The 17,032-nt window shown below is 70.5% G+C and carries 18 protein-coding genes; 10 read left to right on the top strand and 8 right to left on the bottom strand.

What is annotated here, in order from left to right; genetic code table 11:
* Window positions 1-13 precede the first annotated feature (13 nt).
* From HZZ10_RS15650 to HZZ10_RS15640, 3 genes are read right to left on the bottom strand one after another with little or no spacing between them, the layout of a single operon-like run.
* Window positions 14-907, bottom strand: coding sequence for a carbohydrate ABC transporter permease (locus HZZ10_RS15650; protein ID WP_179914200.1), 894 nt, complete (start codon window positions 905-907; stop codon window positions 14-16).
* Window positions 904-1,860, bottom strand: coding sequence for a carbohydrate ABC transporter permease (locus HZZ10_RS15645; RefSeq protein WP_179914199.1), 957 nt, complete (start codon window positions 1,858-1,860; stop codon window positions 904-906). The genes HZZ10_RS15650 and HZZ10_RS15645 overlap by 4 nt, the downstream gene beginning before the upstream one ends.
* Before the next feature lie 28 nt (window positions 1,861-1,888).
* On the bottom strand, window positions 1,889-3,277 hold the full coding sequence (locus tag HZZ10_RS15640) for an extracellular solute-binding protein (protein ID WP_179914198.1): 1,389 nt from the start codon (window positions 3,275-3,277) through the stop codon (window positions 1,889-1,891).
* A 464-nt stretch (window positions 3,278-3,741) separates the two neighbouring features.
* Here HZZ10_RS15640 and arfA point away from each other — a divergent pair, with 464 nt between their 5' ends.
* Entirely contained in the window at window positions 3,742-5,304 is a 1,563-nt protein-coding gene (arfA, locus tag HZZ10_RS15635) for an arabinosylfuranosidase ArfA (RefSeq protein ID WP_056136529.1), read from the top strand.
* A 59-nt stretch (window positions 5,305-5,363) separates the two neighbouring features.
* Here the strand turns inward: arfA and HZZ10_RS15630 are convergent, their stop codons facing one another.
* Complete coding sequence (locus HZZ10_RS15630; protein ID WP_082544186.1) at window positions 5,364-6,281, bottom strand: HAD family hydrolase; 918 nt, start codon at window positions 6,279-6,281, stop codon at window positions 5,364-5,366.
* Window positions 6,282-6,340: 59 nt separating this feature from the next.
* Here HZZ10_RS15630 and HZZ10_RS15625 point away from each other — a divergent pair, with 59 nt between their 5' ends.
* Window positions 6,341-6,586: a glutaredoxin family protein gene (locus tag HZZ10_RS15625; protein ID WP_179914197.1), complete on the top strand. Its 246-nt coding sequence runs from the start codon at window positions 6,341-6,343 to the stop codon at window positions 6,584-6,586.
* Here HZZ10_RS15625 and HZZ10_RS15620 read toward each other — a convergent pair.
* Complete coding sequence (locus HZZ10_RS15620) at window positions 6,576-7,802, bottom strand: FUSC family protein (RefSeq protein WP_179914196.1); 1,227 nt, start codon at window positions 7,800-7,802, stop codon at window positions 6,576-6,578. The genes HZZ10_RS15625 and HZZ10_RS15620 overlap by 11 nt on opposite strands.
* A gap of 70 nt (window positions 7,803-7,872) precedes the next feature.
* Between HZZ10_RS15620 and HZZ10_RS15615 the strand changes: the two genes are divergently transcribed.
* Entirely contained in the window at window positions 7,873-8,589 is a 717-nt protein-coding gene (locus HZZ10_RS15615) for a redox-sensing transcriptional repressor Rex (RefSeq protein WP_056136535.1), read from the top strand.
* A 191-nt stretch (window positions 8,590-8,780) separates the two neighbouring features.
* Here HZZ10_RS15615 and HZZ10_RS15610 read toward each other — a convergent pair whose 3' ends face one another.
* Window positions 8,781-9,326 (bottom strand): YceI family protein, encoded by a 546-nt coding sequence (locus HZZ10_RS15610; protein ID WP_179914195.1) that lies wholly within the window; start codon window positions 9,324-9,326, stop codon window positions 8,781-8,783.
* A 251-nt stretch (window positions 9,327-9,577) separates the two neighbouring features.
* Here HZZ10_RS15610 and HZZ10_RS15605 point away from each other — a divergent pair, with 251 nt between their 5' ends.
* The 6 genes from HZZ10_RS15605 to ccsB all read left to right on the top strand — a co-directional run bounded on the left by HZZ10_RS15605 (window position 9,578) and on the right by ccsB (window position 15,113).
* Window positions 9,578-10,057, top strand: coding sequence for a MarR family winged helix-turn-helix transcriptional regulator (locus HZZ10_RS15605; protein WP_056136539.1), 480 nt, complete (start codon window positions 9,578-9,580; stop codon window positions 10,055-10,057).
* A 50-nt stretch (window positions 10,058-10,107) separates the two neighbouring features.
* Entirely contained in the window at window positions 10,108-10,752 is a 645-nt protein-coding gene (locus HZZ10_RS15600; protein ID WP_056136541.1) for a histidine phosphatase family protein, read from the top strand.
* 176 nt (window positions 10,753-10,928) lie between these two features.
* A complete protein-coding gene (locus HZZ10_RS15595) occupies window positions 10,929-11,507 on the top strand; it encodes a TlpA family protein disulfide reductase (protein WP_056136542.1) in 579 nt (192 codons plus the stop codon).
* A gap of 8 nt (window positions 11,508-11,515) precedes the next feature.
* Complete coding sequence (locus tag HZZ10_RS15590) at window positions 11,516-12,337, top strand: cytochrome c biogenesis CcdA family protein (RefSeq protein ID WP_082544246.1); 822 nt, start codon at window positions 11,516-11,518, stop codon at window positions 12,335-12,337.
* Complete coding sequence (gene resB / locus HZZ10_RS15585) at window positions 12,337-14,088, top strand: cytochrome c biogenesis protein ResB (RefSeq protein ID WP_179914194.1); 1,752 nt, start codon at window positions 12,337-12,339, stop codon at window positions 14,086-14,088. Before HZZ10_RS15590 ends, resB begins: the two co-directional genes overlap by 1 nt.
* Window positions 14,085-15,113: a c-type cytochrome biogenesis protein CcsB gene (gene ccsB / locus HZZ10_RS15580; RefSeq protein WP_056136547.1), complete on the top strand. Its 1,029-nt coding sequence runs from the start codon at window positions 14,085-14,087 to the stop codon at window positions 15,111-15,113. The genes resB and ccsB overlap by 4 nt, the downstream gene beginning before the upstream one ends.
* Window positions 15,114-15,292: 179 nt before the next feature.
* On the opposite strand, the gene HZZ10_RS15575 is transcribed toward ccsB, so the two are convergent.
* Window positions 15,293-15,835 carry a PLD nuclease N-terminal domain-containing protein gene (locus HZZ10_RS15575; RefSeq protein ID WP_179914193.1) on the bottom strand — a complete coding sequence of 181 codons (543 nt, stop codon included), beginning with the start codon at window positions 15,833-15,835 and terminating at the stop codon, window positions 15,293-15,295.
* A 30-nt stretch (window positions 15,836-15,865) separates the two neighbouring features.
* Here HZZ10_RS15575 and HZZ10_RS15570 point away from each other — a divergent pair, with 30 nt between their 5' ends.
* A complete protein-coding gene (locus HZZ10_RS15570) occupies window positions 15,866-16,258 on the top strand; it encodes a DUF4229 domain-containing protein (RefSeq protein WP_056136550.1) in 393 nt (130 codons plus the stop codon).
* Here the strand turns inward: HZZ10_RS15570 and HZZ10_RS15565 are convergent.
* Window positions 16,229-17,032: 1,4-dihydroxy-2-naphthoate polyprenyltransferase (locus tag HZZ10_RS15565; protein WP_179914192.1), on the bottom strand; the 804-nt coding region annotated here is incomplete at its 5' end. The genes HZZ10_RS15570 and HZZ10_RS15565 overlap by 30 nt on opposite strands.

The raw sequence follows: 17,032 nt of genomic DNA, 5'->3' as shown, positions 1-17,032 counted from the left end.
TGGTGCTGGTCGTCTACTGGCCGGCGATCCCGGTCGTCGAGATGCCCTTGATGATCTGTCGCTGGAAGAACAGGAACGCGACGATCAGCGGTAGGGCGGCGAGCACGGCCTGCGCCATGTTCTGCGCGTACTGGATGCCGTAGGCGCTCACGACGGTCTGCAGGCCGACAGGGAGCGTCATGAGGTCCGAGTCGTTGATGACGATGAACGGCCACAAGAAGTTGTTCCACGCGCCGATGAACACGAAGATCGACACCGCGGCGAGGATCGGGCGGGACAGCGGCACGATGATCTGCCGCAGGATGCGCAACCGGCTCGCGCCGTCGACGAGCGCGGCCTCTTCGAGCTCGCGCGGGATCTGGTCGAAGAACTTCTTGAGGATGAACACCATCGGTGCCGCGACGATCTGCGGCAGGATCACGCCCCAGTACGTGTCGACGAGGTCGAAGTCGAGCATCTGCTGGAACAGCGGGACGATGAGGATCTGCCCGGGGACCATGATCGAGCCGATGATCACGGCGAGGGCGATCTTCTTGCCCTTGAAGTCGAGCCTGGAGAGCGCATAGCCAGCCAGGGCGCTGATGACCAGGGTGATGAGCGTGACGGCCGTCGCCGTGATGAGGCTGTTGAGGGCCCACCGCGGCACCTGGCTGGACGAGAGCACCCGGGCGTAGGCGTCGAGGGTGAACCCGCTCTCGGGGACGATCGTGATCGGTGCGGCAGCGGCCTCGGACTCGGTCTTGAGGGAGGTCATCACGGCCCACAGGACGGGCACGAGCCAGCCGAAGGCCAGCACGGCGATGACGACGTAGGAGACGATCCGGCCTGCGCGCGGCTTCCGCCGCGGCTTCTTGGTGGCGCCGCGCACAGGGGCGACAGGTGTGCGTTCGAGAGTCTGAGCAGTCACGACCGTGCTCCTCTGCGGTTGATGACGACGATGTTGACCACGGACACGACGACGATGAGGAAGAAGAAGATGTACGAGATCGCCGAGGCGTAGCCGAGGCGGTACCCGGTGAAGCCGACCTCGTAGACGTACTGGAGGATGGGCCGGGTCGCGCCTCCAGGGCCACCGCCGGTCATCTGGTAGATCTGGTCGAAGACCTTGAGCGAGGCGAGCAGCTGGAGGATCGACACGAGGACCGTGGTCGGGCCGAGCTGCGGCAGGGTGATCGAGAAGAACTGGCGCGTGGTGCTCGCGCCGTCGAGGCCTGCGGCCTCGTACTGGTGGTCAGGGATGTTCTGGAGCGCCGACAGGTAGAGCAAGAAGTTGAAGCCGACGGTCCACCAGACGGTCGTGACGACGACGGACATCATGGCCGTCGAGGGGTCCTGCAGCCAGGCCTTGGGCTCGATGCCGACCCAGCCGAGGACCTCGTTGACGAGGCCGAGCTGGGGGTTGTACATCCACAGCCAGAACTGCGAGACGACTGTCGAGGCGAGCAGGAACGGCATGAAGAACGACAGCCGCCAGACCCACTGGCCCTTGAGGTTCATGTTGACCAGGGTCGCGAGCAGGAGGGCCACGACGACGAGCGGGATGGTGCTCAGGACCGTGAACACGACGGTGTTCCACAGCGACTTCCACATCTCGGAGTCGCCGAAGGCCTCGGAGTAGTTGGCCAGGCCGACGAGCTCGGAGCCCGCGCCGGTGAGGCTGCGGGCCGTGAAGCTCATGTAGAAGCCGGAGATGGTCGGCCAGACGAGGAACAGCACGAAGGCGATCGCGAACGGCGCCATGTACATCCAGCCGCGGATGGTGTCCGAGCGTCGGCGTGCGCTCAGCGAGCGCGATGCGGCGGCTGTCGCCGCGGGGGTGGGGGGCGCGTCTGTGCGCCCCTTCAGGTCAGGTGTGGTCATGATGAGACTTCCTCGTCCCTCTCGTCGGTCAGACCGGGCTCGGCCGGGACATCAGCGTGTTGATGCGGTCCACGAAGGCGTCGAGCCCGTCGGCGGGCTTCACGCTCCCCATGTAGACGCTCTGCATGGCGTCCCCGAAGTGGCGGTGCAGGTCGGACCCCGACCCGCTGAACCAGGCCTCCGGGTCGTAGACGACGTAGTCGACGGCGTCGGCGTAGTCGCGCTGGGGGACGAGCTCCTGGTACGCCGGCGACTCGAGCACCGGGGTGTACGCGGGGATGTGACCGGCCTCGGCCCACTGGAGCGAGGACTTGAGGAGGTCGGCGACGAACTCGTGCGACTTCTCACGCTTCCACGCGTCGGGCGAGCTCTGGTGCGGCAGGACGAAGGAGTGCGAGTCGCAGAAGGCGACAGGGTTGTCGAAGACCGTGGGGATCACCTGCATGCCCAGGTCGATGTCGTTCTCCTTGAAGGTGCCGATCTCCCACACGCCACCGAGGAACATCCCGGTCCGGCCTGTGGCGAACTCGGAGATCGCGGTGCCGCCGTCGTTGCTGCTCGAGGCGACCTCGTCGTCGAGGAGCGAGACGATCCACTCGAGCGACGTCATCGCGGCGTCGCGGTCGTACTGGACCGTTCCGCCCTCGGGGAAGGACATCTCGGCGCCGGTCTGCTTGTACCAGGTGTAGAACATGCGCCACATGTTCGACGGGTCGTTGAGGAAGCCGTACGCCAGCCCGTGGCCACCGGTCACCTCGGCCATCGCGAGCGCGACGTCGCGGAAGCCCTCGGGGGAGTCGGCGCCGGTGATGAGACCGCGCGCGTCGAGGACTCCTGCGGTGCTCGCGGCCGTCTTGTCGTAGTAGAGGACGAAGGGGTGGGTGTCCATCGCGACCGAGAGGACGCGGTCGCCGTTGAGACCCTTCTTCCACACGAGCTCGGGCACTGTCTCGGCCGAGACGCCGAGGTCGGCGAGGAGGTCGGCGTCCCAGGCGTCGAGCAGACCGCCGGGTGCGTAGCCGGGGACCCGTGCGCTGTGCATCACGGCGATGTCCGGGGCGCGTCCACCGGCCGAGGCCATCGCGAGCTTGGTGTAGTACGGGGAGCCCCAGCCGAGGATCGTCTGACGGACCTTCACGTCGGTGTTCGCCGCGGTGAACTCGTCGATCATGGTCGTGAGGGTCCGGCCGTCGCTGCCTGTCAGCAGGTGCCAGAAGCTCAGCTGTTCTTGCGGGCGGGCGACGGCTCCGCAGCCGCCGAGAGCCATGAGCGCCGTGCCCCCGGCGAGGAAGGCCCCGCCGCGCAGGAAGGAGCGTCGGGAGAAGCCGTCGGCCTCGCTCGCGGTTCCTCGTCCGGACCGGAACCTGCTGGGCGGTGTGCCCGGGCTCCGTCGGTCTGGGATCGCCCAGTCGTTCATAGCCACTCCTTCGTTGCTACGTTCTCGCGCGGCACCGGTGCCGCGCGCTGCTCGGTCGCTTCTTCTCCGGCGGGCGGCGCCGGTGCTGCTCGTGCTGCCGTCCGGAGGCCACGGGACCTCCGCCCCGCCGTTCTTCATCGTTGTACAACCTCGGGTAAGGAGCACAGTAACCCCACCCGGACGGTTTTGCCGACCCCTCTCGGTCGGCCCGACGTGGAGTCGTCCGCTCTGTCCGAACTGTCTGGCGGGGGAGCGGCACCCCTCGGCGCCTCGATCGGCAAGACCTCCGGACGCGGGCGGGCGGGGTGGTCCTGCTCCGCACGGGCGAGGCCGAGCGCCGCTGTTGACGCTCTCAGAGTGCTGGTGCATGATCTCTCTACAACGATGTAGAACCTGGCGCCAGAGGCTCGCCCTGCGCCCGGGACCCACGCGGCACCGACGCCCGTGCACACGACAGGAGAACCATGAGCCACGCCACCCCGACCGACGCCGCAGGCGCGAACTCCTCGGCCGTCACCCTGACGCTCGACCCGGCCTTCACCGTCGGACCTGTCCGGCGCCGCACCTTCGGCTCCTTCGTCGAGCACCTCGGACGCTGCGTCTACACAGGCATCCACGACCCTGAGCACGAGAGCGCTGACGAGCACGGCTTCCGCGGGGACGTCGTCGAGCTCACCCGCGAGCTCGGCGTCTCGACGGTCCGCTACCCCGGTGGCAACTTCGTGTCCGGCTACCGCTGGGAGGACGGCATCGGCCCGAAGGACCAGCGCCCCACCCGCCTCGACCTCGCCTGGCACTCGAGCGACCCGAACCTCGTGGGTGTCGACGAGTTCATGCAGTGGGCCCGCAAGGCTGGTGTCGAGCCGATGATGGCCGTCAACCTCGGCACGCGCGGGATCCAGGAGGCGCTCGACCTGCTGGAGTACTGCAACGTCCCGGGCGGCACCTACTACTCCGACCTGCGCCGGGCGAACGGCCACGAAGAGCCGTACCGCATCACGATGTGGTGCCTGGGCAACGAGATGGACGGACCCTGGCAGATCGGCCACAAGACCGCCGAGGAGTATGCGCGGCTCGCCACCGAGACAGCCCGCGCCATGCGGATGATCGACCCGAGCATCGAGCTGGTCGTCTGCGGCTCGTCGTCCTCGTCGATGCCGACCTTCGGCGCGTGGGAGGCCACGGTCCTCGAGGAGTCCTACGAGTTCGTCGACTACATCTCGGCGCACGCGTACTACTTCGAGGAGGACGGCGACCTCGGGTCCTTCCTCGCCTCGGCTGTCGACATGGACCACTTCATCGAGTCCGTGACGGCTGCGGCCGACTACGTGCGGGCCGCGGGCAAGCACACGAAGCGGATCAACATCTCCTTCGACGAGTGGAACGTCTGGTACCAGAAGCGCGCGGAGTCGGTCCCGCCGACGGGGGACGACTGGCCTGTCGCGCCGGTCCTGCTCGAAGACCGCTACAACGTCGCCGACGCCGTGGTCGTGGGCAACCTGCTCGTCTCGCTGCTGCGCAACACCGACCGCGTGCACGCGGCATCGCTCGCCCAGCTCGTCAACGTCATCGCGCCGATCATGACCGAGCCGGGCGGGCGGTCGTGGAAGCAGACCATCTTCCACCCCTTCGCGCAGGCGTCGGAGCACGCCGTGGGCGACGTCCTGCGGGTCGGCATCGAGGCGCCGACCTACCCGACGGCACGCTTCGGCGAGGTCCCGCTCGTCGACGCCGTCGCCACCCGCGACCCTGAGACCGGGGCCGTGAGCCTCTTCGTCGTCAACCGCTCGACCGACGGCTCGACGGGCGTCACCGTGGACCTCAGCGCCCTGCGCCACGCTGCTGGCGGCGCTGACGTCGACGTGGTCGAGGCGCTCACCCTGTCCAACCCCGACCACACCTGGGCTGCCACGGCCGACGACTCGACCTCGGTCCTGCCGCAGGACAACAGCACGGCGAAGGTCGTCGACGGTGTGCTGACCGTCGACCTGCCGGCAGTCTCGTGGACGATGGTCCGCCTCGGCTGAGGTCGCCGCGCACCACGAGAGGGCCGGGGCACGCAGCCCCGGCCCTCTCGTCGACTCTGCTAGTGCCCCAGACGCCCGCGGACCGCGCGCGTCGCCGACCTGACGACGAGCCCAGCGGCCCAGGCGAGGCCCGCCCAGCTCGCGGTCTTCATGCCGCGCTTGGCGGCGCGGCGCTTCCCGCGGAACTCACGGATCGGCCAGCCGATCGTCTTGGAGTGCTTGCGCAGCCGCGGGTCGGGGTTGATCGCGCACGGGTTGCCGACTGTCGACAGCAGCGGCACGTCGTTCATCGAGTCGCCGTAGGCGGACGAGGCCTCGAGGTCGATGTCGAGGTCCGCTGCGAGGACCTGCACGGCGTTGGCCTTCGCTGTGCCGTGCATCATGTCGCCGACGAGGCGCCCTGTGTAGAAGCCGTTCGAGTGCTCGGCGACGGTCCCGAGCGCGCCCGTCGCGCCCAGGCGCCGCGCGATGAGGTCGCCGATCTCGACGGGCGTCGCTGTGACGAGCCACACCTGGTGGCCTGCGGCCTGGTGGGCGTCGAGCAGCTTCTGCGTGCCCGGGAAGATCCGCTGCGAGAGGACCTGGTCGTAGACCTCTTCGCCGATCGCCACGACCTCGGCGACTGAGTGGCCTGTCATGAGGAACAGCGCGCGCGAGCGCACCTCGTCGATCTGCTGGTTGGTCTCGCCGAAGGCGAGGTAGCGCGCCTGCTGGAACGCGAAGTTGAAGATGTCCCGCTTGCGGAAGAAGCCTCGGCGCCACAGCGCGCGGGCGAGGTAGAACGAGCTCGCCCCGCGGATGATCGTGTTGTCGACGTCGAAGAACGCGGCGACCGGCCGTGCGGCTGCGGCGCCCTGCTCGTCGGGGGAGGCGCCGGGGGCTGGGGAGGTCGTGCTCACGTCGGCCGTCGTCAGGGCCGTCTCGGCCACCACCTCGCCCGACTCCGGGTCTGTCCTGTCGATGCGCACGCCACCCACTCTAACCAGGGACGGGCTGCGGGGCAGGTGGGCGGAGCCGACCGCCTAGTGTGGGTCGCGTGAACCCTGAAGAACGAGTCGTGGTCTTCACCCGCGACGACTGCCACCTGTGCATCGAGGCCCTCGAGGTGGTCGCGCGCGTCTGCGACGACCTCGGCGAGGCGTGGCGCACGACCGACGTCGACGCCTCCGAGGAGCTCCGTGCGCGGTACGGCGACCACGTGCCCGTCGTCGAGGTCGACGGTGTGCAGCAGGCCTTCTGGCGGGTCGACGAGGCGCGGCTGCGCAGGTCGCTCACGGCCTGAGCCGCTCGGTGGTGCCACCCTCCTCGCCGTTCTCGCCGTTCTCGCTCTCACCGTCGCCCTCGACGTCGTCGACACCGGCCTCTTCCTCGGCGCGGCGCTCGTCGGCGTCCGCCCCGACCGACCTGAGAGTGCGGTCGAGGCCGAGGACCAGCGCACCAGCGGCGAGGAAGTCGCCCTCCCGGCGCGACCGCTGCTCGCGGACCGCGTCCCGCAGCGCGTCGACGGCATGCTGGAGGGCTGTCGGCGGGTCGGGGATCGAGTCGTCCGTGGAGACCTCGAGGGCGCGGAGCGCGGCTGCGTACTCTGCGAGGGCGTCGGCCGCCGGCGGACGCAGGTCCGGGCCGAGGGCGGGGTCGCGTGCGGTCTGCGTCTCGGTCTCGGTCAGCAGGTTCGTGAGGTGGTCGACGAGGTTCGCGTGCTTCTCGAGCATGACCGACCGCCTGGCCTGGGCGACCGACCAGGCGCTGTAGCGCCGGGCGTGCCAGTTGCCCTTGCTGGCCTCGCCCGCGTACGCGACGGCCGCCCGGCTCTTCTCGAGGACCGGGCGGATCGCGAAACGCCTGTCGTCCCACTCCTCAGCGGTCGGGGGCCTGTCACCGCGCAGCCCGTCAGCGAGGGAGTCGAGCTGGTCGGCGAGCGTGTCGCGCAGCCCGTCGAGCGCCACGTCCGAGGGGGACAGCGGCAGGGGTGGGAAGGCGAAGTTCACGCCGATGCCGACGAGCGCCCCGGCGACCACGAGTCCCGCGTAGGCCCCGACGAAGTCGCCGGGGTCGCCGCTGCCGATCACGAGGACGAAGAGCGCCGTCGTGGTGACGTACGCGCCCATCTCGCCGAGACGGCTCCACCCTGCCCCGAGCGTGGCGAGGCACACGACGACGGCGATCGACAGCGCACCGGGGTCGAGGAAGGCGTCGGCGAGCCGGGCGATCACGACCCCGAGCAAGATCGCGCCTGTGGTCTGGGCGGTCTCCCGGACCGACCGGGCGACCGTGGTCGACGTGGCGATGACCGCGCCGAGCGGCGCGTAGTAGGGATAGTCGGAGAAGGGGGCCGGGGCCAGCACGCCGACGTACCAGGCGAGGGCCGCGGCGACCGACGCCTTGACGGCCATCGACCAGCGGGGGTTGAGGGCCCACAGCCGCAGCGCGCGCCCGGTGAGGACCCCGGTGCGGCTGGTCCGGACGCGGGCGGTGATCTGAGCGGGACGTGGGGGCACGAGCCCCACCGTACGAACCTGTCGACGGGCACGCGCGCCGAGCGGCTGTGCACGGCCCTACCCTGAGGGGATGACCGCGCCCCGCCCCGAGCCCACCACCTCGGCAGCCGAGGCCGTGGGGCTCCGCGAGGTCGTGGAGATCCGCCGCACCATGCCGCCGGCGAGCGTCGAGCGCCTCCCGGGGTACCTGCGGGTGCTCACCGACCTGGCCGCCCGAGGCGTGACGAGCGCCTCCTCGCAGCAGCTCGCCGAGCTCGCAGGCGTGGGCCCGGCCCAGCTGCGCAAAGACCTCAGCCACCTCGGCTCGCACGGGCGGCGCGGGGTGGGCTACGACGTCGACACGCTGCGCGAGCGCGTCCAGTCGGCCCTCGGGCTCGTCGTCGAGCTGCGGGTCGCGATCGTCGGGGCGGGCAACCTCGGTCACGCCCTCGCCAACTACTCGGGCTTCGGAGCCCGCGGCTTCACCGTCGCGGCGCTGCTCGACTCGAACCCCGCGCTCGTGGGGACCGAGGTGGCCGGGGTGGTGGTCGAGGACGTCGCCCGGCTCGCCGACGTCGTGCGCGACCTCGACGTGTCGATCGTCGTGATCGCGACCCCCGGCGAGCACGCGCAGGGGGTGTGCGACGTGGTCGTCGCAGCCGGCGTGCGGGAGATCCTCAACTTCGCCCCGCGCGCGCTCCAGGTCCCCGACGACGTCGAGCTGCGCTCGGTCGACCTCGGCAGCGAGCTGCAGATCCTCGCCTTCCACTCGCGCGAGCGGTCGGGCCGGGAAGCCGCGGGGCTGTAGGTCGCCGCCTCGCGACCGAGATGCCGCCAGACCGAGAGCCTGCGAGGCCGAGATCCCGCCAGACGCCGAGAGCCCGCCTGCGCAGGGGCAGGCGGGCTCTCGGGGGCCGGTCGGGGAGCCGGGGGTCGCTCCGTCCGGTGGCCAGGTGACAGGACCAGCGGCGCCGCCGCGGTCAGGTCGTGATGCTCGGGTCAGGCCTTGATGGCCGAGATGTCGAGCGAGATCTTGACCTTGTCGCTGACGAGCACGCCGCCGGCCTCGAGGGCCACGTTCCAGGTGAGGCCGAAGTCCTTGCGGGAGATCTCCGTCTTGGCCTCGAAGCCTGCGCGCGGGTTGCCGTAGGCGTCGACCGCGGTGCCGTCGAACTCGGTCTCGAGCTCGACCGACTTGGTCACGCCGTTGATGGTGAGGTCACCGGTCACGATGAAGTCGTCGCCGTCGGAGGAGACCGAGGTCGAGGTGAAGGTCCAGGTCGGGTTCTTCTCGGCGTCCCAGAAGTCGGCGCTGGTGAGGTGGGCGTCGCGGTCCGGCGAGCCGGTGTTGACGGCGGTCGCGTCGAGCTCGGCGACGACGGTCGAGCTCTCGACGTCCTCACCGATGGTGATGGTCGCGGAGTTCAGGCCGAGGGTGCCGCGGACCTTGGAGATGCCGGCGTGGCGGACGACGAAGGCCGCGGTGCTGTGGCTGGGGTCGGCGTTGTAGGTGCCGGCGACGAGTCCGTTGGGGAGTGCAGTCATGATGTGAGCTCCTGAGGTGTTCCGTGCTCGGACGGGCTGGACCCGGACGAGCGGCGAGTGGACGGCGGGAGGTTCTCTCTCACCTTCAATAATTGAATCTTCTACTAAGTTGCCGCGAGGCGCAAGTCCCCCCCGTCTCCCGATTCTTGCGCCGGAGTCTCCGTCACGCGCGTCGGGCCGCTAGGGTCCAAGAGGGGGATGGCAGGCCGACCCCTGCCTCCGCAGGCCTGGGACCAGGAGATACGTGAGTGATGAGCAGCGACAGCGGACCGATCCCGTGGCTCGACGACGAGCAGCAGGTGAGCTGGCGATCGTTCCTCGAGGGCAGCGCGCGCCTCACCGAGGCGCTCAACCGTGACCTCGACGCCGAGTCCCAGCTCTCGCTCCACGAGTACGAGGTGCTCGTCAGGCTGTCCGAGAACCCCGAGCGCACGCTGCGCATGTCGGCGCTCGCGGACACCCTCGCGCACTCGCGCAGCCGCGTGACCCACACCGTCCGACGGCTCGAAGACCGCGGGCTGGTCCGGCGCCAGGCCTGCCTCGACGACGGGCGCGGGGTCGACTGCGTGCTGACCGACGCCGGGATGGCGACGCTCGCCGAGGCTGCGCCCCACCACGTGAGGTCGGTCCGGCGCCACATGGTCGACGTCCTGAGCCCTGAGCAGATGCGGGTCCTCGGCGAGGCGATGTCCCTCGTCGCCGGGGCGTGCCGCAGGTCCGACGCGGACTGAGCTCGGCCGTGCGTGAAGGGGGCGGGCGAGAAGTTTGGGAGGATGGGCCCATGGCCACCACCACAGTGCACCTCATGCGACACGGCGAAGTCTTCAACCCCGAGAAGATCCTCTACGGACGGATCCCGGGCTACCACCTCTCCGAGCTGGGGCACCAGATGGCCCAGCGCGTCGCCGACCACTTCTCGGCAGGGGACTTCGACATCACCGTCGTCACCGCGTCGCCGCTCCAGCGCGCGCAGGAGACCGCGACCCCGATCGCCGCAGGTCTCGGCCTCGAGCTCGGGACCGACGAGCGCCTCATCGAGGCGGGCAACTACTTCGAGGGCAAGACCTTCGGCGTGGGCGACGGGTCCCTGCGGCACCCCGAGCACTGGCCGCACCTCATCAACCCCTTCCGCCCGTCGTGGGGCGAGGCCTACAAGGAGCAGGTCGCGCGCATGCACGCCGCCGTCGAGACCGCCCGCCAGCAGGCCGAGGGCCACGAGGCCGTGCTCGTGAGCCACCAGCTGCCGATCTGGATCGCGCGCCAGGCCTTCGAGAACAAGCGGCTCTGGCACGACCCCCGCAAGCGTCAGTGCTCGCTCGCCTCGGTGACCTCGCTGCGCTTCGACGGTGACCGCCTCGTCGGGCTCCACTACACAGAGCCTGCGGCGGCCCTGCTGCCCGGTGCCTCGGGCGTCTCGGGAGCCTGACGGTCGTCCTCGTCAGGGAGGCCGGTCGCCCACGTCACACCGTGGGACGACCGGCTTCTCAGACATCTCTCAGTGACATCGGGGATAGTGGGCGGGTGCACCCTGCTCTTCTCCGCCCCCGCCTGACGTCCGTCTCCCAGCCCGGCCGACGAGGTGCCCGACGACCCCGCGCCGCCGTGGCGGTGTCCGTCCTGGCCGGCGCAGCGCTCCTGCTCGCCGGCTGCGCCTCCGACTCCGGCAACACCAACCCTGACGACGTCCAGGGCCAGGGGTACCAGTCGGGCGACGGCAGCCTGCGGACCTGGTCGCTCGACGAGCGGGGCGACGTGGTCGACCTCTCGGGAGTCGACTTCGAGGGCGAGGCCGTGGCCACCCGCTCCGACGAGGACGCCGTGGTCGTCCTCAACACCTGGTACGCGGCCTGCCCGCCGTGCCGCGCCGAGGCACCCGACCTGCTGACCGTCGCGACAGACCGCGCGGACGACGGGGTGAGGTTCATCGGCATCAACGGCGTCGACGACGCCGGTGCCGCCCTCGCCTTCGAGCGTGAGCACGACATCACGTGGCCCTCGATCGCCGACACCGACGGCTCGGTCGTCGCCTCCCTCCAGGAGGTCGTGCCGGTCCGCGCCGTGCCGACGACAGTCGTCCTGGACCGCCAGGGCCGGGTCGCGGCACGCGTCCTCGGCCAGGTCGACGCGACCACGCTCGACGGGCTGATCGACGACGTCCTCGCCGAGCCGGCAGGGGCTTGATCTCCACCGTGCACACGCTCATCGGGGCCGGTCCGGCCCTGCAGACCCAGGCTGCCGGCATCGGCGAGACCTTCGCGACCACGGCGTTCAGCGGCGCGATGATCCTCGCGGTCCCTGTCGCGCTGCTCGCCGGGTTCATCTCCTTCGCGTCGCCCTGCGTGCTGCCCCTCGTCCCCGGCTACCTCGGCTTCGTCAGCGGGCTGTCGGCGTCGAGCGTCTCCGACCCCGGCGCTCCCGGCCGTGCCTCGGCCGGTCGCGGCAGGCTGCTGCTCGGCGTGAGCCTCTTCGTCCTCGGCTTCACGGTCGTGTACGTGGCCATCGGGATCGTCAGCGGCACCGTCGGGTCCTTCCTGATCCGCTGGGAGGACGTCATCACCCGGGTCCTCGGGGTCGTCGTGATCGTCATGGGTCTCGCCTTCCTCGGGGCCGTGCCTGCCCTCCAGCGTGAGCGGCGGATGCACGTCAGCCCCCGCGCCAGCCTGTGGGGCGCGCCGCTGCTCGGCTTCGCCTTCGGGCTCGGCTGGGCCCCGTGCATGGGCCCGACCCTCGTGGCGATCAACGCCCTCGCCTTCCAGGAGGGCTCGGCGCTGCGCGGCGGCATCCTCGCGGTCGCGTACTGCATCGGCCTCGGCCTGCCCTTCTTGCTGCTCGCCCTCGGGCTGCAGTCCAGCACGCGAGGCGTCGCGTTCCTGCGCAAGCACCGCCTCGCCGTCATGAGGATCGGCGGGGCGCTCCTCGTCCTCGTCGGCCTCGCCCTCGTCACCGGCCTGTGGGGCGAGCTCACGAGGTCCATGCAGGGCCTCATCAGCGGGACGGAGACTCTGGTCTGATGGCCGACGACACCAGCGGGACGACCGCAGGCGGCTCGTACCGCCCCGAAGGCATCGCCGACGAGTTCAGCGGGGCGGCCGACACCTCGACGACCAGCCCCGGGCCGACAGTCCCCAGGCTCGGCGTGGTCGGGATGCTGCGCTTCGCGTGGCGCCAGCTCACCTCGATGCGGGTCGCGCTGTTCCTGCTCATGCTGCTCGCCGTCGCGGCGGTGCCCGGCTCGGTGTTCCCGCAGCAGAAGCAGGACCCTGCGGCCGTCGCGCAGTACATGATCGACAACCCGACGCTCGGCGAGTGGCTCAACCGTCTCGGGTTCTTCGACGTGTACGCCTCGGTGTGGTTCTCGGCCATCTACATCTTGCTGTTCACCTCCCTCGTCGGGTGCATCCTGCCGCGCACCAAGGCGCACCTGCACGCGCTGCGCACGGCGCCGCCGCGCACGCCCCGCCGCTTCGCGAGGTTCCCGGCACGAGGTCGCTACCTGGCCCCGGCGGATCTCGTCAGCCCCGAGGACGTCTCGGCCGCGGCCGTGAAGCACCTGCGCCGCCGCTATCTCGGTCTGCCTGCCTTCCGCGTGGTCACCGACGTCGAGCCGAGCGGTGCGCTGACCGTGAGCGCGGAGCGCGGCTACCTGCGCGAGACCGGCAACCTGGTGTTCCACATCAGCCTGCTGGGCATCCTCATCTCCTTCGGGGCCGGGCAGATGCTCGAGTACCGCGGGCAGGCGATCGTCGTCGAGGGACGCGGCTTCGCCAACTCTGTCGTCGACTACGACACCTTCGAGTCCGGGGCGCTCTTCGACGAGAACAGCCTCGAGCCCTTCTCGATGACCCTCGACTCCTTCGAGTCGCAGTTCCGGATCACCGACGCCAAGGCGCAGGACTTCACGGCCTTCGTCACGGTCCGCGAGACCGACGGCACCGAGCGTGCCGACCAGATCAAGGTGAACCACCCGCTCGACCAGTCGGGCGCCAAGATCTACCTGCAGGGCAACGGCTTCGCGCCGAGCGTCACGGTCCGTGACTCTGCCGGCGAGATCGCCTTCGCGGGGTCGGTGCCGTTCCTGCCGCAGGACGACGTCTACACCTCGCAGGGCGTCATCAAGGTCCCCGACGTCTCGACGGGGGAGCAGGTCGGCCTCGTCGGCTATCTGCTCCCGACAGCCGAGGTGACAGACTCCGGTGCCCGGTCGATCTTCCCGGACCCCATCAACCCGATGCTCGTGCTGACCGTGTTCCACGGCGACCTCGGGCTCGACGACGGCGTGCCGCAGAACGTGTACAGGCTCGACACCGACGGCATGACGCAGTCGCTCGAGGAAGACGGCACGGCGGTCACGCTGCTCGTCGGCCAGGGCGAGACCGTGGACCTCCCGGACGGGCTCGGGACCATCGAGTTCGACGCGCTGCCCCGCTTCGTCGCCCTCGACCTGCGGCACGACCCGACGCTCGGCTGGTTGCTCGCCTCCTCCCTCGGTGCCCTCCTCGGCGTCTCTGTCTCGCTCTTCACCCCGCGCCGACGCATCTGGGTCCGCGCGACCCAGGACGAGGCGCCGGACCCCGACGGCAGCGGCCGGACCGTCCGACGTACAGTGGTCGAGGTGGCCGGGCTCGCGCGCGGCGACGACACCGGCCTCCAGGGCGAGGTCGACGCGCTGCTCCACGCCCTCCCGGCGCTCCCCGAGGACCTGACCCACCCGCAGCACGGCACCAGCACCCCCGACAGCAGCACCCGAAAGGCCGACCGATGAACCTCTCTGAGATCAGCGATCTCCTCGCGTGGGGGGCCGCGACCGCGTACACCGTCGCGATGATCGCCTTCGCGATGGACCTCTCCCAGGTGACCGACGCGATGGTGCAGCGCAAGACCGCACGCGCAGCCAAGACCACCGTCCTGGCCGGCAGCGGTGGCCCCGAGCAGTACGGCGTGTCGTCTGCGACCGCGCCCTCCGAGGTCGTCGAGGAGCGTCGTCGCAGCAAGGCCCTCGGCATCGCGATGTCGACCACGACGATCGGGTTCCTGATCCACGCGGCCGCCTTCGCGACCCGCTGGGTCGCGGCCGGGCACGTCCCGTGGGCCAACATGTACGAGTTCTGGCTCAGCGGCACCTTCGTGGCCGTCGGGTTGTTCCTGCTGCTCCAGCTCAAGGTCGACGTGAGGTTCCTCGGCGTCGTCGTGACCTTCCTCAGTGCGATGTTCCTGGTGCTCGGGCTCAACGTGTTCCACGTGGTGGCCGACGAGGTCCAGCCGGCGTTGCAGAACTACTGGCTCGTGATCCACGTCGGTGTCGCCGTGACAGCGACGGGCATCTTCACGGTGTCCTTCGCGACGAGCGCGCTCCAGCTGCTCCGTGACTCCCGCGACAACGGCTCGACGCTGCTCCGCGGCGAGGGCACAGTCGTGCGGGGCCGCAATGTCGCCGCCTGGCGCCTGATGAACTGGCGCTTCCTCGACCAGATCCCCACGCCCACGGCTCTCGAGGCCCTGAGCTTCAGGCTCAACGCCGTGGGCTTCGTGCTGTGGACCTTCACGATCATCGGTGGCGCGATCTGGGCCGAGGACGCCTGGGGCCGGGCCTGGGGCTGGGACCCCAAGGAGGTCTGGAGCTTTGTCATCTGGGTCGTCTACGCCGCCTACCTCCACGCCCGCACGACCCGCGGCTGGGCCGGTCGACGTGCCGCCTGGTTCGTCGTGGTCGGCTACGCCTGCGTGCTGTTCAACTTCACGGGCGTGAACCTGCTCTTCACCGGGAAGCACTCCTACTCCGGCATCTGAGCCTGGTTCCCCGGCAGCTCTCCCGGCACGAGATGACCCCCAGCACCGTCACGGTGCTGGGGGTCTTCTCGTCGGCGGGGTAGCCGTCGTGCGGTGGCGCGTCGTCCGGGATGGCTGTCGTGCGCTGTGCCCGTCGTGCGGGGTGCGCCGGGGCGAGCCGGCACGGAGCTGCGTCGGCGTCAGACCGAGGGGCCGCGGCTCGGGGTGCTGCCGTCGGTGTCGTCGTGCCCGTCGGTGCTCTCGCTGCTCGCGTCGCCGTGCGTCCCGTCGGTCCCGAGGCTGCTCGGGTCCTGGGGGGCCCGAGGCGGGTCGACCACGTCGCCCGTGGGGGCTGCCGGGCCGTCGGCGCGCGGGTCGCCGTCCAGGAGGTCGTCAGGCTGGACGGCTGCGCCCTCGCGGCGGGCCTGCTCGCGCTGCTCGCGAGCCAGGCGCCACAAGAAGTCGGGGTCGTCGTCGGGTGCGACAGGCTGGTTCGGACGGCGGCGGCCGCGGGCCGGGGCGCCAGGGAAGGAGGCGCGTCCGGAGGCGGGGGCTGCGGCGGAGCGCCGCGACCGGCTGTACGCGATCCAGGCGAGCGGACCGAAGTACACGAGCACCACGATGATGATCACCCACAGCCACTTCGGGATCCCGCCCCTGTCGCGCTCGTCGCTCGTGGCGAAGTCGCTGAGGGCATAGACGAGCAGGGCGAAGGCGGCGATGACTGCGAGTACTCGGAGCATCCCTCCAGCCTAAGCGTTTAGGCTGGGAGCGTGCCCTTCATCATCTACTCCGCGCTGCGGATCGCCCTGATCGTCGTCGTCGGCGTCGTGCTCTACCTCGTGGGGATGCGCGGCTGGCTGCTCGGGGTCGTCGCGATCCTCGTCGCGCTGCTGGTCTCGTACCTCGCGCTGAGCCGTCAGCGGGAGGCCGCGGCGCTGTACATCGCGACGCGTCGCACACAGCGTCAGACGAGCGGGGTGCAGCTCACCGAGCGCCTCGACCGCGACAACGCCGACGAGGACGAGGCGATCGACGCGTCCGCCGGGCGGCCGGCGCGTGGGGCGACTGTCCCGGTCGACGACCAGGCCCCCGCCGTTCAGGCCGCGCCCGCTCCCGGCGAGGTGCCTGTCACGTCAGATCGCGAGACCGATCCCGAGAAGTAGGCCGAAGCCGAGCTCGTACATGCCCGTCCCTGCGAGGACGGGCACGAGCAGCAGGCCGCGCGCCCCGGCGATCACGGGCAGCGTGAGCAGGACGGCCGGGAAGGCCAGCAGCAGCACGATGACGGCCCAGCCGTTCGCGAAGGCGCAGAGCAGGCCGAGCAGCAGCGGCAGCCAGATCATCAGCACGTAGACCCGCCGTGCCCGGAACTCTCCGAGGCGCACGGCCAGCGTCCGCTTGCCCACGAGCATGTCGGTCGGCACGTCGCGGATGTTGTTGACCATGAGGATCGCGCACGCGAGCAGACCGACCGCGACGGCTCCCAGGACCGCGGGGACGGTGATCTGGTCCGCCTGGGTGTAGGTCGTGCCGAGCACGGCCACGAGGCCGAAGAAGACGAAGACGCCGACCTCACCCAGACCGCGGTAGCCGTAAGGGTTCTTGCCTCCCGTGTAGTACCAGGCCGCTGCGATCGAGAGCACGCCGACGGCGACGAGCCACCAGTGCCCGGTGATGACGACGAGCGCGAGACCCGCGAGGGCGCCGACGCCGAAGGCGGCGAAGGCTGCGGTCTTGACCTGCGACGCCTGTGCGGCGCCCGAGCCCGTCAGGCGCAGCGGGCCGACCCTGTCCGCGTCTGTGCCGCGCACGCCGTCGGAGTAGTCGTTGGCGTAGTTGACACCCACCTGGAGCGCGACGGCGACCACGAGGGCGAGCAGGGCGGCGCCGAGGTGGAAGGCGTCGATCTGCGCCGCTGCGCCCGAGCCCACCATCAC

This window comes from Sanguibacter inulinus, from assembly GCF_013415325.1.
Classification (GTDB): Bacteria; Actinomycetota; Actinomycetes; order Actinomycetales; family Cellulomonadaceae; genus Sanguibacter; species Sanguibacter inulinus.
Note: the sequence above shows the minus strand (reverse complement) of the source record. Positions and strands in the feature narration are given on the sequence as shown.

Coding starts and splice junctions, on each gene's coding strand:
- HZZ10_RS15645 (WP_179914199.1), bottom strand. CDS start 1,860: ATGACCACACCTGACCTGAAGGGGCGCACAGACGCGCCCCCCACCCCC.
- HZZ10_RS15640 (WP_179914198.1), bottom strand. CDS start 3,277: ATGAACGACTGGGCGATCCCAGACCGACGGAGCCCGGGCACACCGCCC.
- arfA (WP_056136529.1), top strand. CDS start 3,742: ATGAGCCACGCCACCCCGACCGACGCCGCAGGCGCGAACTCCTCGGCC.
- HZZ10_RS15615 (WP_056136535.1), top strand. CDS start 7,873: ATGACCGCGCCCCGCCCCGAGCCCACCACCTCGGCAGCCGAGGCCGTG.
- HZZ10_RS15610 (WP_179914195.1), bottom strand. CDS start 9,326: ATGACTGCACTCCCCAACGGACTCGTCGCCGGCACCTACAACGCCGAC.
- HZZ10_RS15605 (WP_056136539.1), top strand. CDS start 9,578: ATGAGCAGCGACAGCGGACCGATCCCGTGGCTCGACGACGAGCAGCAG.
- HZZ10_RS15600 (WP_056136541.1), top strand. CDS start 10,108: ATGGCCACCACCACAGTGCACCTCATGCGACACGGCGAAGTCTTCAAC.
- resB (WP_179914194.1), top strand. CDS start 12,337: ATGGCCGACGACACCAGCGGGACGACCGCAGGCGGCTCGTACCGCCCC.
- ccsB (WP_056136547.1), top strand. CDS start 14,085: ATGAACCTCTCTGAGATCAGCGATCTCCTCGCGTGGGGGGCCGCGACC.
- HZZ10_RS15575 (WP_179914193.1), bottom strand. CDS start 15,835: ATGCTCCGAGTACTCGCAGTCATCGCCGCCTTCGCCCTGCTCGTCTAT.